The 16063-nt window shown below is 68.1% G+C and carries 17 protein-coding genes; 10 read left to right on the top strand and 7 right to left on the bottom strand.

Going from position 1 to position 16063, the window contains the following annotated elements; genetic code table 11:
* The gene (locus ABQE93_RS09490) at window positions 1-1662 is read right to left on the bottom strand and encodes an NAD(P)/FAD-dependent oxidoreductase (protein ID WP_448406809.1); all 1662 of its coding nucleotides are present in this window, start codon (window positions 1660-1662) and stop codon (window positions 1-3) included.
* Window positions 1663-1935: 273 nt separating this feature from the next.
* Here ABQE93_RS09490 and infA point away from each other — a divergent pair, with 273 nt between their 5' ends.
* From infA to truA, 8 genes are all read left to right on the top strand, one after another.
* Window positions 1936-2157 carry a translation initiation factor IF-1 gene (gene infA, locus ABQE93_RS09485; protein ID WP_003418601.1) on the top strand — a complete coding sequence of 74 codons (222 nt, stop codon included), beginning with the start codon at window positions 1936-1938 and terminating at the stop codon, window positions 2155-2157.
* A gap of 33 nt (window positions 2158-2190) precedes the next feature.
* Window positions 2191-2304, top strand: a complete 114-nt coding sequence (gene rpmJ, locus ABQE93_RS09480) for a 50S ribosomal protein L36 (RefSeq protein ID WP_003879483.1) — start codon at window positions 2191-2193, stop codon at window positions 2302-2304.
* Between the two features lie 172 nt (window positions 2305-2476).
* Window positions 2477-2851: a 30S ribosomal protein S13 gene (gene rpsM / locus ABQE93_RS09475; protein ID WP_448392849.1), complete on the top strand. Its 375-nt coding sequence runs from the start codon at window positions 2477-2479 to the stop codon at window positions 2849-2851.
* 4 nt (window positions 2852-2855) lie between these two features.
* Window positions 2856-3263, top strand: coding sequence for a 30S ribosomal protein S11 (rpsK, locus tag ABQE93_RS09470; protein ID WP_046751018.1), 408 nt, complete (start codon window positions 2856-2858; stop codon window positions 3261-3263).
* A gap of 13 nt (window positions 3264-3276) precedes the next feature.
* A complete protein-coding gene (gene rpsD, locus ABQE93_RS09465; RefSeq protein WP_448392851.1) occupies window positions 3277-3882 on the top strand; it encodes a 30S ribosomal protein S4 in 606 nt (201 codons plus the stop codon).
* 80 nt (window positions 3883-3962) lie between these two features.
* Complete coding sequence (locus ABQE93_RS09460) at window positions 3963-5015, top strand: DNA-directed RNA polymerase subunit alpha (protein WP_448406810.1); 1053 nt, start codon at window positions 3963-3965, stop codon at window positions 5013-5015.
* Between the two features lie 29 nt (window positions 5016-5044).
* The gene (gene rplQ, locus ABQE93_RS09455; protein WP_448406811.1) at window positions 5045-5620 is read left to right on the top strand and encodes a 50S ribosomal protein L17; all 576 of its coding nucleotides are present in this window, start codon (window positions 5045-5047) and stop codon (window positions 5618-5620) included.
* A complete protein-coding gene (gene truA, locus ABQE93_RS09450) occupies window positions 5604-6497 on the top strand; it encodes a tRNA pseudouridine(38-40) synthase TruA (protein WP_448406812.1) in 894 nt (297 codons plus the stop codon). Before rplQ ends, truA begins: the two co-directional genes overlap by 17 nt.
* A gap of 7 nt (window positions 6498-6504) precedes the next feature.
* Here truA and ABQE93_RS09445 read toward each other — a convergent pair whose 3' ends face one another.
* The 4 genes from ABQE93_RS09445 to ABQE93_RS09430 all read right to left on the bottom strand — a co-directional run bounded on the left by ABQE93_RS09445 (window position 6505) and on the right by ABQE93_RS09430 (window position 9704).
* Window positions 6505-7119 carry a cutinase family protein gene (locus ABQE93_RS09445; RefSeq protein WP_448407256.1) on the bottom strand — a complete coding sequence of 205 codons (615 nt, stop codon included), beginning with the start codon at window positions 7117-7119 and terminating at the stop codon, window positions 6505-6507.
* Window positions 7120-7247: 128 nt separating this feature from the next.
* Window positions 7248-7895, bottom strand: a complete 648-nt coding sequence (locus ABQE93_RS09440) for a cutinase family protein (protein ID WP_448406813.1) — start codon at window positions 7893-7895, stop codon at window positions 7248-7250.
* Window positions 7896-7931: 36 nt separating this feature from the next.
* A complete protein-coding gene (locus ABQE93_RS09435) occupies window positions 7932-8684 on the bottom strand; it encodes a cutinase family protein (RefSeq protein WP_448406814.1) in 753 nt (250 codons plus the stop codon).
* Window positions 8685-8717: 33 nt separating this feature from the next.
* Complete coding sequence (locus ABQE93_RS09430) at window positions 8718-9704, bottom strand: EamA family transporter (protein WP_448406815.1); 987 nt, start codon at window positions 9702-9704, stop codon at window positions 8718-8720.
* 76 nt (window positions 9705-9780) lie between these two features.
* On the opposite strand from ABQE93_RS09430, the gene ABQE93_RS09425 reads away from it, so the two are divergent.
* Together ABQE93_RS09425 and ABQE93_RS09420 are read left to right on the top strand one after the other, a co-directional pair.
* Window positions 9781-10347: a CGNR zinc finger domain-containing protein gene (locus tag ABQE93_RS09425; RefSeq protein ID WP_448407257.1), complete on the top strand. Its 567-nt coding sequence runs from the start codon at window positions 9781-9783 to the stop codon at window positions 10345-10347.
* A complete protein-coding gene (locus tag ABQE93_RS09420) occupies window positions 10337-10795 on the top strand; it encodes a DUF3237 domain-containing protein (protein ID WP_448406816.1) in 459 nt (152 codons plus the stop codon). The genes ABQE93_RS09425 and ABQE93_RS09420 overlap by 11 nt, the downstream gene beginning before the upstream one ends.
* Here the strand turns inward: ABQE93_RS09420 and ABQE93_RS09415 are convergent.
* Entirely contained in the window at window positions 10792-13986 is a 3195-nt protein-coding gene (locus tag ABQE93_RS09415; RefSeq protein WP_448406817.1) for an ATP-binding protein, read from the bottom strand. The two genes, ABQE93_RS09420 and ABQE93_RS09415, sit on opposite strands and share 4 nt — an antisense overlap.
* Before the next feature lie 18 nt (window positions 13987-14004).
* Entirely contained in the window at window positions 14005-16059 is a 2055-nt protein-coding gene (locus tag ABQE93_RS09410) for an FAD-dependent oxidoreductase (protein WP_448406818.1), read from the bottom strand.
* Window positions 16060-16063: the final 4 nt, after the last annotated feature.

Raw genomic sequence — 16063 nt, 5'->3', positions numbered from 1 at the left:
CTAAGCTTCCGCGAGATAGCGGTGCACCAACATCACCGCCATCGATCCTTCGCCGACGGCGGCGGCGACCCGTTTAGCCGATTCGGAACGCACGTCACCTGCAACAAACACGCCCGGCACGCTTGTTTCCAGCTGGTGCGGCGGACGGTCAAGGGTCCAGCCGGCGACGTTGCGCAGGTCGGGGCCGGCCAGGACGAACCCGTGGTCGTCGCGGGCGATGCCGGCCTGCTCGACCCAGTCGGTACGCGGTTCGGCGCCGATGAAGACGAACATGCGCTCACAGCCGTGCTCTTCGCGCTCCCCGGTGCGGGTGTTCTCCAAAAAGACGCGTTCCAGATGGTCGGCGCCCTTGACCGCGTGCACCCTGGTGTATGGCAGCTCCTTGATGTTGGGCTGGGCGCGGATCTGCTGGATCAGGTAATAGGACATCGAATCTTCGAGCGTGCGACGGCACACCAGGGTCACCGACCTCGCGGTGCGCGCCAGATGCATCGCGGCCTGCCCTGCTGAGTTCGCCCCTCCGATGACGAAGACGTCCTCGCCGTCGCAGTCCGCGGCCACCGACGCCGTGGCACCGTAATACAGCCCGGCACCCGTCAAACCGGTGCAGCCGTCGGCGTCGAGCTGGCGGTAGTCGACGCCCATCGCCAGGATGACGGCCCGGGTGCCGATGGCCCGTCCGTCGGAAAGGTGGATGGTGCGGGCGGCGCCGTCGACCTCCAGGCGGGTCACCTCAGCGGCGGTGATCAACTCCGCGCGGAACTTCTCGGCCTGCCGGCGCGCCCGTTCGGCGAGCTGAGCGCCCGACAACCCGTCCGGGAAACCCAGGTAGTTCTCGATGCGTGAGCTCTGGCCCGCCTGGCCGCCGGTCGCGGTGCGCTCGATCAGTACGGTCTTGAGCCCCTCCGAGGCGCCGTACACCGCGGCCGCCAGCCCCGCAGGCCCGCCACCGATGACGACGAGATCGTAGAAGTCCTCGGCCGGTGTGGTGGACAGGCCGAGCGTCGCGGCGAGATCGGCGTCGGACGGCCCGACCAGCGTCTCACCCTGTTCGGTGATCACCACCGGCAGCGTCAGGTCATCCAGGCCCGCGGCGTCGAGCAGGCGTCGGCCCTTGGGTTCATCGGAGCGGAACCACGTGTAGTACAGCCGGTTGCGGGCGAGGAATTCGCGCACCTGTGAGGAGCGGGCGCTGTAGGGGTGTCCGATGATCTTGGTGTGCGGGATCGCCCGATCGCCGGTTTCGCGCCAGGCCTCGATCAGCGCGTCGATCACCGGGTAGAGCTTCTCCCCGGGCGGATCCCACGGCTTGAGCAGGTAGTGATCCAGGTCGACGACGTTGATGGCATCGATCGCGGCGTTGGTGTCGGCGTAGGCGGTGAGCAGCACGCGGCGTGCCATCGGAAAGATGTCCATCGCCTGTTCGAGGAACTCGATGCCGCTCATCTGCGGCATCCGGTAGTCGGCGACGAACACCGCGACGGTCTCACCGCGCAACTTAAGCTCGTTGAGCGTCTCGAGGGCGTCCTGCGCCGATTCGGCGCGCACAATGCGGAAAACCTCACCGTAGTGGCGGCGCAGGTCGCGAGCGACGGCTCGGGACACGGCTGGATCGTCGTCGACGGAGAGGATTACGGGCTTGCGGGCAGTGGGGCCGGTCATCGATGTCAAGTATGCGCTGCGCGGCCCGCGGATATAGTGGTGATATTCACCGCGCGGGGGTCGACGGCCAGCGATTTTGGGGCGGGCGCTCGAGCAGGTAATATGGATCGGCGGTGCGGCTCCCGCGCCGACTCTTGCGTGCCCCTGTCTGGAATTTCTGGCTACTGGCTCACGTTTTGTAGTCGGGAGCGAGCCACGCCGTGCAGGGTGTCGCCGCTCGCGGCGACAAAGGCGCCGCAGTACGAGAAGGACACGGAGGATCTCCGAAACATAATGGCCAAAAAAGACGGTGCCATCGAGGTCGAGGGCCGCGTGGTCGAACCTCTGCCCAATGCGATGTTCCGCATTGAGCTGGAGAACGGACACAAGGTTCTTGCCCACATCAGCGGCAAGATGCGGCAGCACTACATCCGCATCCTGCCCGAGGACCGCGTCGTGGTGGAGTTGTCGCCCTACGACCTGTCCCGGGGCCGCATCGTTTACCGGTACAAGTAGTTTTCGAACGAGAAGAACAGGATCGACACAGCCGTGAAGGTGAACCCGAGCGTCAAGCCCATCTGCGATAAGTGCAGGGTGATCCGCCGGCATGGGCGGGTCATGGTGATCTGCTCCGATCCGCGCCACAAGCAGAGGCAGGGATGAGCGCTTGCGCGAAGACCAGACAACAGCGCTGAGCTTCCGCATTTACAACTGAATGACGAAATCCCAGCACCACTGAGCGGATCGGCCGCTCATCACGTCCGGTACGGAGGCCGGACCCCATCGGGGAACGGGCTGGGACCAGACCTCCGCATAGAAGAAGGAACACTGCCTGATGGCACGTCTCGTGGGCGTAGACCTCCCGCGCGATAAGCGCATGGAGGTCGCCCTGACCTACATCTACGGCATCGGCCGTACCCGTTCCAACGAGATCCTCGCGGCGACGGGTATCTCCAAGGACCAACGCACCAAAGACCTCACCGACGATCAGCTGACTCAGCTGCGCGACTACATCGAGGGCAACCTCAAGGTGGAGGGCGATCTGCGCCGCGAGGTGCAGGCCGATATCCGCCGCAAGATCGAGATCGGCTGCTACCAGGGTCTGCGGCACCGCCGTGGCCTGCCGGTGCGCGGCCAGCGGACCAAGACCAATGCGCGCACCCGCAAGGGCCCCAAGCGCACCATCGCCGGCAAGAAGAAGGCCAGGTAAGCAGATGCCACCAGCAAAAAAGGCTGCCGCGAAGGGTAAGACCACCCGTCGCCGGGAAAAGAAGAACGTCCCGCACGGCGCCGCGCACATCAAGAGCACGTTCAACAACACGATCGTGACGATCACCGACCCGCAGGGCAACGTCATCGCGTGGGCGTCGTCGGGCCACGTCGGCTTCAAGGGCTCGCGTAAGTCGACGCCGTTCGCCGCGCAGCTGGCCGCCGAGAACGCCGCCCGCAAGGCGCAGGAGCACGGTGTGCGCAAGGTCGACGTGTTCGTGAAGGGTCCGGGTTCGGGCCGCGAGACCGCCATCCGGTCGCTGCAGGCCGCCGGCCTCGAGGTCGGCGCGATCGCCGATGTCACGCCGCAGCCGCACAACGGCTGCCGTCCGCCCAAGCGGCGCCGGGTCTAGGAGGAGATTTCAGATGGCTCGTTACACCGGACCCGCGACCCGCAAGTCGCGCCGCCTCGGCGTCGACCTGGTCGGCGGCGATCAGTCCTTCGAGAAGCGTCCCTACCCGCCCGGCCAGCACGGCCGCTCCCGGGTCAAGGAGAGCGAATACCGCCTGCAGCTGCAGGAGAAGCAGAAGGCCCGCTTCACCTACGGCGTGATGGAAAAGCAGTTCCGCCGCTACTACGAAGAGGCCGTGCGACGCTCGGCCGTCACCGGCGAGGAGCTGCTGCGCATCCTGGAGAGCCGACTGGACAACGTGGTCTACCGCGCCGGGCTGGCACGCACCCGCCGTCAGGCCCGCCAGCTGGTCAGCCACGGCCACTTCACCGTCAACGGCGTCAAGGTGGACATCCCCAGCTACCGGGTGTCGCAGTACGACATCATCGACGTCAAGGAGAAGTCGCTGAACACGCTGCCGTTCCAGATCGCGCGCGAGACCGCGGGTGACCGGCCGATCCCCAGCTGGCTGCAGGTCGTCGGCGAACGCCAGCGCATCCTGGTGCACCAGCTGCCCACCCGCGAGCAGATCGACGTGCCGCTCTCCGAGCAGCTCATCGTCGAGTTCTACTCGAAGTAACAGACTTCTGCGGCGCACCTGACCGCAGAAACCCAACCGGCATCAAATAGCGGGTGCCGAGAAGGAGATAGAGAAACACCATGCTGATCTCTCAGCGACCCACACTGTCCGAAGATGTACTTGCCGAGGACCGCTCTCAGTTCGTCATCGAGCCGTTGGAGCCTGGATTCGGTTACACCCTTGGCAATTCGCTTCGGCGAACCCTGCTGTCGTCGATTCCCGGCGCGGCAGTCACCAGCATCCGCATCGACGGTGTGCTGCACGAGTTCACCACGGTCCCCGGGGTGAAGGAGGACGTCACCGACATCATCCTCAACCTCAAGGGTCTGGTCGTCTCGTCTGAGGAGGACGAGCCGGTCACCATGTACCTGCGCAAGCAGGGCCCGGGCGAGGTCACCGCGGGCGACATCGTCCCGCCGGCCGGTGTGACGGTGCACAACCCCGATATGCACATCGCCACCCTCAACGACAAGGGCAAGCTGGAGGTCGAGCTCGTCGTCGAGCGCGGCCGCGGCTACGTGCCCGCCGTGCAGAACAAGGCGTCGGGCGCCGAGATCGGCCGCATCCCGGTCGATTCCATCTACAGCCCAGTGCTCAAGGTCACCTACAAGGTGGAGGCCACCCGCGTCGAGCAGCGCACCGACTTCGACAAGCTGATCCTCGACGTCGAGACCAAGAACTCCATCAGCCCGCGCGACGCGCTGGCGTCGGCCGGTAAGACGCTGGTCGAATTGTTCGGTCTGGCACGGGAACTCAACGTCGAGGCCGAGGGCATCGAGATCGGGCCGTCGCCTGCCGAGGCCGATCACATCGCCAGCTTCGCGCTGCCGATCGACGATCTGGACCTCACGGTGCGGTCCTACAACTGCCTCAAGCGTGAGGGTGTGCACACGGTGGGCGAGTTGGTCGCCCGCACGGAGTCCGACCTGCTGGACATCCGTAACTTCGGTCAGAAGTCCATCGACGAGGTCAAGATCAAGCTGCACCAGCTGGGTCTGTCGCTCAAGGACAGCCCGGCCACGTTTGATCCGTCCGAGGTCGCCGGCTACGACGCCGCCACCGGCACCTGGAACAGCGACGCCGGCTACGACCTGGAGGACAACCAGGACTACGCCGAAACCGAACAGCTCTAAAAAGAGTCCGTCCCTAATAGGAGTTCGCAATGCCCAAGCCCACCAAGGGCCCTCGCCTCGGCGGGTCGTCCTCGCATCAGAAGGCGCTCCTGGCCAACCTGGCCACATCGCTCTTCGAGCACGGCCGGATCAAGACGACCGAGCCCAAGGCGCGGGCGTTGCGGCCCTATGCGGAGAAGCTGATCACCCACGCCAAGAAGGGCACGCTGCACAACCGGCGTGAGGTGATGAAGAAGATCCGCGACAAGGACGTGGTGCACACGTTGTTCGCCGAGATCGGCCCGTTCTACGCCGATCGCAACGGCGGCTACACCCGCATCATCAAGGTCGAGGCCCGCAAGGGCGACAACGCGCCCATGGCCGTCATCGAGCTGGTGCGGGAGAAGACGGTGACATCGGAGGCCGAGCGTGCCCGCCGTGCGGCGGCGTCGCAGGCCAAGCGCGCGGAGAAGGTCGAGCAGCCGGTCACGGCGGCCGCCGCACCGCAGGCTTCCGTCGAGCCGGAGGCCGCCGAGGGCCCGACCGAGGACGAGTCGGTCGAGGAGGCCCAGGCCGAGTCGAGCGAGGCAGAGGCGCAAGCCGACAAGGATGACGACAAGTCCTAGTGACGTGAGCGACGGGCCCGCCATCGGAAACGGTGGCGGGCCCGTTCGTCTACGCGTTGCGATCGCTTACGACGGCACCGATTTCGCCGGCTGGGCAACCCAGACCGGGCAACGCACGGTAGCCGGCGTCGTCGACGACGCGTTGTCGACGGTGTTTCGCACCCCGGTGCAGCTGCGCGCGGCCGGACGCACCGACGCCGGTGTGCACGCCTCAGGGCAGGTCGCACACGTCGATGTGCCCGCCGATGCGCTGCCGCACGCCTATCCCCGCACGCCACGTCAAGGCGACAGCGAGTTCCTTCCGTTGGTGCGACGGCTGAGCAGGTTCCTACCCTCAGATGTGCGCGTGCTTGACATCGACCGTGCGCCAGTGGGTTTCGATGCGCGGTTCTCGGCGCTGCGGCGCCATTACACCTATCGGCTGTCGACGGCGCCCTACGGCGTCGAACCGCAGGACGCCCGGTTCGTGACGGCGTGGCCGCGTGCGCTGGACGTCGACGCGATGACCGCCGCGTCCCGACACCTGCTGGGGCTGCACGACTTCGCCGCGTTCTGCCGTCACCGGGAGGGCGCCACCACCATCCGTGACCTGCAGCGGCTGGGCTGGTCCCGCGACGGCGAGCGCGTCACCGCCCACGTCAGCGCCGACGCGTTCTGCTGGTCGATGGTGCGATCACTGGTGGGTGCGCTGCTGGCGGTTGGCGAGCATCGCCGCGAACCGGGCTGGTGCGCAACGCTGTTGGAGGCCAAGCGACGCTCCAGCGAGTTCGCCGCGGCACCGCCGCAGGGACTGGCGCTCGTCGGCGTCGACTACCCGCCCGACGATCAGCTCGAGGCCCGTACCAAGGTCACCCGCGGCCTGCGCTTCGTCGACTAGACGACGGCTAGATGCGGCCCACGATGAAGTCCGCGGCCTGGTTGACCATGCCGGCGTTGATGTAGGCCCGCGCGGCGTGGTCGGGCCAGTTGCCTTCCCAGGTCTTGGGGTCGGCGGGGCTGCAGATCGGGTCGGCGCCGTGGCACAGCTCGATCGTGCGCTCGCTGTAGAGCGGGCTGAAGTTCGTGATCGGCCCGACCCAGGCGATGCCGTTGCCGAACAGCGCGACGGCCGCGATGTGGCGGTCCATGCCCGGCGGCAACGGCTTATCGAAGCCGAGCGCCGCGATGGGCGCGGCCAGCACGACGTCGGTCACCGCGGCGCCCAGCGAATAGCCACCGAGCACCAGGCGCGTGTCGGGGCACCGGGCCGCCATGTCCTGGATGCGTGAGCTCATGTCGTTGGCGCCGATGTCGACCTCGTAGTCCGCGGGGTAATTCACGGCGTAGAGGTTGATGTTTTTGTCGGTCTTGCTGCGCACAGCGCTGATGAGCGCGTTGCCGATCACGCCGGCGCCTGCGGCTTCGGTGCGGCCACGGGCGAAGATGAGCTCGGCCTGCGGGCAGGACTGCGCGGCGGCGACAGGCGCAAACCCTTGGTGGCTAATCGTTGCCGGGGTCATCAGCCCGGCGAAAGCGAGCACAACCGCCCCTGCAAGCAGAATTCCGCGACGTCCCCACCGACTGACAAGATCGAATTTCACCCAGCCGATGATAACTGAAGATATCGACGCGACCGTCGACGACGGTTTTACACCAGACCTGCAACGAAGTTGGCGGCCTGGTGTGCCATCGCGGTGTAGTCGCGGTGCGCGAACGGATTGCGACCGCGCGAGCAGACCGGGTCGCCGTCGGTGCACAGGTCGATCGCGCGCCCGCCGAACACCGAACTGGTGATCGGGTTGCCGAACTTGGCCGCGGGGTTGCCGAACACCGCGACCGCGGCGACCTTGGAGATGGCGTTGTCGGGAAGCATGGGCCCGAGCGCGCCGAGGCGGTTGCCCAGCGGCGGCACCCCGGCGAGCATGTCGACCACGGCCGCCCCCTGAGAGAACCCGCCGAGGACAATCCGGGTCGACGGGCAGCTCTGCGCGATGTTCGAGACGAACGCCGACGCGTCGGCCGCACCGTCGGTGGCCAGCACGAAGTCGTAGCTGGCCGGGTAGTTCACCCCGTAGCTCGACAACGTCCGTGCGCCCAGCTGCGGGCGCAACGCGTCGACGAAGGCCTGTCCGACGCGCCCGATGCCGGGTGGTTCGCCGGTGCCGCGCGCAAAAACCACCGTCACATCCGAGCAGGGCTGCGCCGAGGCGACCGCCGGGGCGACGAGGGTGGCCGCCGCGGTCAGCGCGGCAAGGGCAGCGCCGATGAGCCGTCGGCGAAGACGATGGGGTTCCACGGGGTCCGATGATATCGGCGGGCCGCGCCGTTCAGGTCAGAGGTGGCCGGCGGCGAAGTCGGCGGCCTGCTGAACCAGTCCCGAAGTGACGTAGTCGTTGTGCGCGAACGGATTGCGGCCGCCGGAACAGATCGGGTCGCCGTCCTTGCAGAGGTCGATCGCCCTGCCTGCGAAAACCGAACTGGTGATCGGGTTGTCGAACTTGGCCGCCGGGTTGCCGAACACCGCGACCGCCGCGACGTTTCGCTGCAGGCTGCCGGGCAGCGGGGGCGCCGACCCGATGGAGCCGATCTTGTTGCCCAGCGGTGGCACACCGGCCAGCATGTCCATCACCGCGGCGCCCTGCGAGTAACCGCCGAGCACGATGCGGGTCGACGGGCACTGCTGCGCCAGAACCGCGATGCGGTTGGTGGCGTCGGCTGCACCGTCGGCAGCGGCCAGGAAGTCGTAGGAGGCGGGATAGTCGACCGCGTAGGCGGTGATGCTGCGGCCGCCGGCCCGCTGGCGCAGCTCGTTGACGAACGCGCTTCCCGGTGTCCCGAGGCCCGGGGTGTCGTCGGTGCCGCGGGCGAAGATCACCTCGATATCGGCGCACGTCGACCTCGGTGCGACCACGGTCGGTGTCACAGGGGACGCGTACGGACCAGGTACTTCTCCGGTGCCGTGCCCGGGTTCCGGCGGCCCCGGTGGCGGGCCGGGCTGGGCCATAGCCAACGGTATCGGGGCGCAGATGAGCGCGACCGCGGCGACGGCGACCGCCGGCAGGCGCAACGCGCGCAGCAAAGTCACGCCGCCATACTCACATACCCCACGGCCGAAGGCCTAACGATCGGAACCGGTCGGCAACTTCTCGACCGGTCCGTCCGGCCAGGTCGCCTCGGCCACCGCCGCGGACCGATCGCCTATCCGGGCCAGCGCCAACCCGCAGAGCACGATCGCGCCGCCCACCGCCTGCGTGACGGTGATCGACTCACCCACCAGCACCCACGCGGCGAGTACGGCGAACATCACCTCGGAAAGCCCCACCAGGGACGCGAACCGCGGGCGCAGCAACGCGATGCCCAGGATGCCCAACGTGTAGGCCACCGCGGTGGCCAGCACACCCATGGCAAGGACCGGCACCAGCCAGGACGTCGTCCAGCCAGCGACGACGGCGTCGTTGGCGGTGAACGTCAGCGGCATCACGCCCGTGGCGCCAAGCAGCGACACCGTGGCGGCGCCGACGACCAACCCGCCCGCGGCCAGGGTGACGGGATGCACGGCCTCGTCGCCGTCGCTGTGGACGTTGGCCGACATCACGAAGTAGCAGGCCGCGCACACGGCGGCCGCCAAACCCCAGCCGACGCCAACGACGTTGATGTGCGCACCGGAAAAGACGTTGAGCACCAACATCATTCCGGTGAATGCCAGGACGACGCCTGCCAGCGTGGCGTGGCTGGGCCTGCGCCGGGTCCTGGCCCAGACCCACGCGACGACGAGGATGGGCGCGGTGTACTCGAGCAGAAGCGCGACGCCGACGGACAGGTGCGCGACCGCGTTGTAGTAGAACAGCTGCGCGCCGGCGATCGGGATCACTCCGTAGGCCAGCACCGCCCTGCGGTGCGTCGCCGCCTCCCGGACCCAGCCGGGCCGGGTCAGGGTCGCGAAAAGCGCCATGACCAGCGCACCGCCGACCAGCCGCGCGACCACCGCGGCCGTCGGCGTCCACCCCGCGTCCATCAGCGACCTGGCGAACGGCCCCGATGAACCGAACGCCAACGCCGAGGTGAGCGCCAGGACCAGGCCGAGCCGGAAGTGGACGCCGGCCATCTACACCTCCGGAAAGCATGTCATGAGTAAAGTTGGCTTTGCTCATGACGGTATCGACGAGAGGATCATGGGTCAAATGCTTTTCAGCCATGACACCGAGGTCACGCTGCGGGCCATCTGTGTGCTGGTCAACAGCGACCGGGTGGCGGGCGACCGGCTCACGGACATGGCTGCCCTGAACCGCTACCTGGACGCCTTCGGCTGGACGGGGCGCCGCGACCACGACGACGCCGAACTGCGCGCCGTGCAGCGGCTGCGCGACCGGCTCGCGACGATTTGGACGGCCGCTGACGACGAGGAGCACGTGGTCGGCGAGGTGAACGCATTGCTGAGCGACACCCACGCCGCCCCGTGGCTGACGCGGCATCCGGAGATGCCGGAGTGGCATCTGCATCTGGCGTCGGTTTCCGACCCGCTGTGGCAGCGGATGGGAGCCGAGATGGCGATGGCGCTGGCCGACCTGATCCGCATCGGCGAGTTGCGTCGGCTCAAAACCTGTGCCGCGCCCGACTGCGCGGCCGTCCTGGTCGACCTTTCGCGAAACCGCTCGGGCAAGTTCTGCGACACGGGAAACTGTGGTAACCGCCAACACGTGGCGGCCTATCGACAACGCCGCGCGCGAGGGGGTCGGCATGGGTCTTGAACTCAAACAGGAATTCGCGTTCTGGGCGGCGCTGAAACCGCCGATCGACTTCGGCGCGGGCCCGCTGGGCCAGAGGATCTACGCCGAGGTGATCGAAGGCGAGGCAACCGGAGACCGGTTTTCGGCCCGGGCCGTCGGCGGCGGCGGCGACTGGATGCTCATCGCACCGGATGGCTACGGGCGCATCGACGTTCGCGTTCAGTTCGCCACCGACGACGGCGCCCACGTCTACATGCAGTACCTCGGGCTGCTCGAGCTCAACGAGGTCGTCGCACAGGCGTTGGCGACGGGCAGCGCCACATCCTTTGAGGACCAGTACTTTCGGACCACCCCGCGGGCCGAGACGGGCGATCCGCGGTACGCCTGGATGGGCCAGAGCGTCTTCGTTGCCCGCGGCCGGCTGCGCGAAGGCTTCGGGGTGGAATACGAGGTCTACCGGGTTCTCTAGACGAGGGCGCGGGCCCGCGGCAGATCCGGCCACGAGCTGTCAGGGGCGAACATCGCGACCGCGTCGACCACCGCCTGGCGTGCCGCATCACCGCGGACGTCGTAATCGTCAAGTGCGGCACGCAATGCGAAGATCGGCGCACCCTGCCTGCGGGCCACGTCGAACGCCGCCTGCAGATCGTCGCCCCGGGCCTGGGGATCGGTGTGTGTGGCCGCCCGCAGGCGCAGCAACTCGGCGTCGTAGTAGTGCATCGAGGTGTCGTCGGCGAGTTGCAGACCCGCGGCGAGCTGTGCGCGGGCGTCGTCCTGTTGACCGGTAGCGAGCAGCAGCCGCGCGATGTGACCGTCGAACGACGGCACGAAGACCGTCGCGCCGAGGAATCGGCACACCTGAGCCCAGCCGGTCAATGTCGCGACCGCCTGCGGTATTTCGGGAATGTCGACGTGACCGGCGGCCAGCGCCGCCGAGGCAGGTACGTAGCCGGCGAACGTCGCGGCGAGGGCGGCCCACTGATCGAAGCCGTGGGCGGTCGCGCGTTCGATCATGTCGGCGGCCAACACGCCGGCCCGGTCCACGTTGCCCGACTCCAGGCAGATCCAGATCTGCACGTAGCGCAGGTAGCACGTGCTGAACGGGCCCTGCGGAAACTTCAGGCCGTCGGCGCGAGCTTCGCTGCGGGCCAACGCATCTTCGGCGCCGTCGAGGTCGCCGTGCACCCAGCGGGCCAACGCCAGGCTGCACAACCCCAAGACGACGGGGTCGTGCGGCATGAACCACTCGGCCTCCACGTCCCGGCTGTCGCGGGCCGCCATCAGCTGATCGGCCTGTTCCTGGTTGGCCAGCGCCTCGTCGAACTCGCCGCGGAACCACGCCACCGTCGCCGCCCCGCCGAGGTTTTCGGCGCGCCACCACTCACGTCCCGCGTCCACGCCGACGCGCAGCGAATCGACGATCTGCTGTGCCCGCGCGAAATCGGCGCGTGTCACGTAATAGGAGAACAGCGCCATCAACGTCGCGAACAACCCGTCGGCGTGGGGGTCAGTGCCGCACAACGAAAGGCAGCGCTCGAAATCCACCACGGTCTGCGAGCTGCCTGCGCCTTCTGCCGCCGCGGCGAGAAACCCGCGCCGCAGCCGCAGGTTCATCTCCGTGTTGTCCCGTTCGGCGTCGTGGGGTAGCGCGCCGAGCAGATCCAGGGCGTGCGCGAGGTACCTGCGCGCCTCGTCGAGCGCGCCGCGCTGGCGAGCGATGGCCGAGGCCTGCTCGTATGCCGCCACCGCCTCGCGATAGCGGTGCGCCTCTTCGAATTGCGCCGCGATAACGGGCCAGTCCTGCGACGACGCGGAGATCAGCGCGTCGGCGACGCGGCCGTGGAGGCGCTGGCGGATGCTCGGTGGCGGCAACTCCGCTGCGACCTCCCGCAACAGCTCGTGCCGGAACCGCCAGACATTGTCGCCCGCGGGCTCGAGCACCGTGGCGTCGCGCAGTTCGGTGAGTACCCGGTCGAGTTCGTCGTCCGGTAGAGCCACCACCGCGCGCAGCAACGCGCGGTCGAACGAGGCGCCGATCGTGGCGGCCGCCTCCACCACCGAAGCCCCCGACGCGCTCGAGCGCAGCCGCGCGAACAGCGCCTCATACAACGTGTCCGGAACCTGTTGGGACTCCGCGGCATCGTTGGGCTGCTCCTTGAGCTTGGCCACCACTTCCTCGATGTAGAGCGGTACACCGTCGCAGCGGCGGCGCACGGTGTTGCGCGCCTCCGGGGACAATTCGGGGTGCAGCGTGGAGATCAGCGCATCGGTTTCGGCGTCGCTGAGCGGGTTGACGTCGAACACTTGGTATTCGGGGGAGTCGGGCAGCGACGATCGGTCGCGCGAGGTCATCACCACCAGGACCCGGGCCAGGCCTGCCTCCAACAGCCTGCGGATCACCTCGGTGGTCGAGGCGTCGAACCAGTGCATGTCCTCGGCGACCACCAGGGCACGCCCCGTCCGTGTGCAGGCGACCAGATATTCGGCGACGGCGTCGGCGATCTGCCCGTGCAGCCTGTGGCCTTCGGCAGGCGCCGGATCGTAACCGGTGGCCGGGGGAATCCCCAACACCGGTGCGAGTTTCGGTAGTGCCGCGTCTGCGTCGATGCCTTGCGCGTCGAGCTCGGTGCGCAACAGCGCAAGACGCTCCTCGGGAAGGGAGCTGCGGGCGATGGCGCACCTGCGCTCCAACAGTTTTCGCACGGGGTGCAACCCGACATCAGCGTGAAACGGTGAGCCGAACAAGTGCAGCACCACGTCGTCGCAGCCGTCCATCATCGCAACGGCCGCGCCCGCGAGCCTGCTCTTGCCGATGCCGGGGTCACCGCAGAACGCCACCCCGGGCGGGCGCAACGTGCCTGAGGCGGCCTGAGCCAAAGCCGTTCGCAGATAACGGGTCTCGTGCTCCCGGCCGACCAGCGGCCCGGGCGCGGCACCGGTGGCCTCACGTTCGCCGACGGGCCGGTAGGGCATGACCTCCGTATCGATGCCCTTGACCTTGTGCGGTGTGCCCGGCACGAGTTCGAACGCGTCGCGCACCAACCGTTCGACCGCGTCGGAGACCGCGACGGTCCCGGGTTCGGCGATGCTGCACATCCTCGCGGCGAGGTTGGCGGCCAGCCCGTAGACGTCGTCTTGTGCGGTGTCCAAGTACACCAGGCCCCGGTGGATGCCGACGCGCACGTCGATGCCGAACCCGAATCGCCGTCGCACCCGCTCGGACAGGTGCGAGATCGCCTTGGTGAGGTCGAGGCCGGCCTGCACGGCCCGACGCACGTCGTCCTCGTGGGCGTGGGGGTGGCCGAAGACCGCGAGCAGGCCGTCGCCCTTGGTGTTGCCGACGTGGCCGCCGTAGTGGTCGACGATGCGCAGCACCTCGTCGCGGTAACCACCCACGACCGTGCGGTAGGTCTCGGGTTCGGTGCGGGTGGACAGCGCCGTGGAGTCCACCAGATCGGCGAACATGATCGTCAGGCGGCGCAGTTCACCGTGGTCGACGGGCGCCGCGAGCAGTTCCTCGGCGTCGACGTTGGCGGAATCGACCGCGAGCACCTGGCCGGCGAGGGCGTCGGCGGTGGCCCTGTCGCCGCTGTTGATGGCGCGCACCGCGCGATCGAGCAGGTCGTCGATCGTCGATCGGTGCTGCGCTGGGTCGGTCACCTTCCAATTGTTACTGCCTCAGGGCAGGTAAAGCCCCCGAATGCGGTGGAACCGGCCATGACCCAGGATCGCGTTGGCCGCCTGCAGCCCCGAGAGCACGGCGGACTCGATGCATCCCGAGTTCAGACCCGAGTCGGTCCAGTCACCGGCCAGCACCAGGTTGTCGTATCCGGCCTCATCGGGGCGCAGGCGATAGTCGTCGGTACCCGGAAGCGACAGCACGTAGCGGTCGGACGGGTCGATATTGACGCTGAGGTGCTGGGTGGCCAACGCCTCAGCGCCGCGGCGGCCGTCCGCGCCTGCGAGGTAATGCCACGCGAAACCCTGGTCGGTGACCGCGCCGGGCAGGTGCACGCCGACCAGGCTGTCGAGGAAGTTCAGCGCTTCGCGTTGCGCGATCTGTCTACAGCGCCTGGCGTAGGCCTGCTGGTCGACGGCCGGTGACCAGTCGACGTCCAGCGCGCCGCAGAAGTAGGCGACGGTCTGCGGCCGGTCGTGGGCGGGCCAGTCCTCGGCCCACAGGGTCTGCGGCATCGACGAAAAGGTGTCGATGGGCGGAATGTAGCCGCTGGTCGTGACGGCCGGCGCCGCCAAGCCGAGTTCGGCGTGATCGGGCCGCAGCCAGATCTGCAGGCCCTGGGTGGCGATCGTGCGCACATGCGTGGTCATCTCCCGCCACTCGGGCCGGTCGGCGATCAGCTCCTGCGCCACGACCTCCACCATGCCGAGCGACACCGCCAGCACGATCCGGTCGAAGTCGACTCCGCGGCGAAGGAGCCGGGTCTCGACATCGTCGCGTACACCGAAGTGCGATTCGAGATCGCGCATGCCGTCGCGCGCCTGAACCTGTTCGGGGAGCGGCTCGTTCGGGAAGACCGGAAGCCCGCGCACCCGGGTGAGCGGTTCGTAGCGGGACACCGCGTCGGCGAGCCGCAGCTGACGACCGATCGTCACCGCGTCGACGTGCCGGCGGCCCGGGTCCAGGTGCAGTGCGTCGACGCGGTGGAAGAACTCGAATTCGACGCCGCGGCTGCGCAATACCTGATAGATCGGCGCCATGACGATATCGCCCATGCCCGCGGTCATCTTCCAGAAGATCGCGCCCTTGTAGGTGAAGAACATCAGCCCGACGAGCAGCATCCCGACCCCCGCCGACACGGTCGGCCGCTCCAGTTGTCCCTTCTCGTAACCGAACACCATGTTGTACATCGCGCGCAGTACCGGGAACTCCAACACCTCCGGATGCGCGCCGTGCCGAAGAACCCAGCCGCCGTAATCCTCGTCGTTGACGGCCCGCAAACCGCGTGGATCGGTGACCAGCCCGTCCGCCAGGACCCCGCGTACGGTCGCGGTCAGCAGTGACAGCAGCGTCCACGACAGCCGGTGATCGGCGCGGCGTTCGTAGTCGAGGGTGTCGCGGATCGCGTCCAGCGCCTGGGTCAGCGGATCGGAGTCGATCGACGGCGGATCGGTCAGCGCGATCAGCGCGGCCAGCACAGCGCGCTGTACGGTGTCCAATGTCCTTTTCGGCGTGGGTCTTTCGGCCGATGCCGACATCACCAGCCCGTCGTCGCCCATCGTGCGCAGGGACTCGGCGAAGTCGAGGATCAGTTGCAGGGCGCGTTCGACGAAGGCGGTCACGGTCAGCTCGCCGCCCTCGGCGTCGGGTTCGCCGGGCAGCTGCTCGTTGCCGGTGAACCGGCCCAGCCACAGCCGCCATTGCCCCTGCCACCGGTCGGTCGCCCCGACGTCGTTGGCCGGGACGAAGGCCTGATCCCAGGTCTGGATGGGCGCCGACGGGTCGGTGTTCGCGCGGTCGAGTTCGGCGTAGCACTGGCGAATCAGCGTGAACGCGTTCTCGTAGGAGCCGATCCACACGTGCAGCCCGTGTTCCTCGATGCGGCCGTGCTCGCCGCGGCTGGAGGCGCCCTTACCGCCGAGGCGCCAGCCGCGCTGGTAGACGGTGATCGACTCGAAGCGCTCGCGCCATCCCGGTTCGCTGAGCCGCCATGCGGTGCTCAGCCCCGCCATGCCCCCGCCGAGGATGGCGATGCGTTCCTTCTTGCGGGTCACCCGA

The organism is Mycolicibacterium sp. XJ662, from assembly GCF_053484035.1.
The sequence above is the reverse complement of the archived record's forward strand: the minus strand, read 5'-3'. Positions and strand labels throughout refer to the sequence as shown.

Bases quoted from the DNA above. Each gene is read 5' to 3' on its own strand.
- rplQ (WP_448406811.1), top strand. From the start codon at position 5,045: ATGCCCAAGCCCACCAAGGGCCCTCGCCTCGGCGGGTCGTCCTCGCAT.
- rpsK (WP_046751018.1), top strand. From the start codon at position 2,856: ATGCCACCAGCAAAAAAGGCTGCCGCGAAGGGTAAGACCACCCGTCGC.
- ABQE93_RS09490 (WP_448406809.1), bottom strand. From the start codon at position 1,662: ATGACCGGCCCCACTGCCCGCAAGCCCGTAATCCTCTCCGTCGACGAC.
- ABQE93_RS09460 (WP_448406810.1), top strand. From the start codon at position 3,963: ATGCTGATCTCTCAGCGACCCACACTGTCCGAAGATGTACTTGCCGAG.
- ABQE93_RS09420 (WP_448406816.1), top strand. From the start codon at position 10,337: ATGGGTCTTGAACTCAAACAGGAATTCGCGTTCTGGGCGGCGCTGAAA.
- infA (WP_003418601.1), top strand. From the start codon at position 1,936: ATGGCCAAAAAAGACGGTGCCATCGAGGTCGAGGGCCGCGTGGTCGAA.
- rpsD (WP_448392851.1), top strand. From the start codon at position 3,277: ATGGCTCGTTACACCGGACCCGCGACCCGCAAGTCGCGCCGCCTCGGC.
- ABQE93_RS09425 (WP_448407257.1), top strand. From the start codon at position 9,781: ATGCTTTTCAGCCATGACACCGAGGTCACGCTGCGGGCCATCTGTGTG.
- rpsM (WP_448392849.1), top strand. From the start codon at position 2,477: ATGGCACGTCTCGTGGGCGTAGACCTCCCGCGCGATAAGCGCATGGAG.
- ABQE93_RS09430 (WP_448406815.1), bottom strand. From the start codon at position 9,704: ATGGCCGGCGTCCACTTCCGGCTCGGCCTGGTCCTGGCGCTCACCTCG.
- truA (WP_448406812.1), top strand. From the start codon at position 5,604: ATGACGACAAGTCCTAGTGACGTGAGCGACGGGCCCGCCATCGGAAAC.
- ABQE93_RS09445 (WP_448407256.1), bottom strand. From the start codon at position 7,119: ATGACCCCGGCAACGATTAGCCACCAAGGGTTTGCGCCTGTCGCCGCC.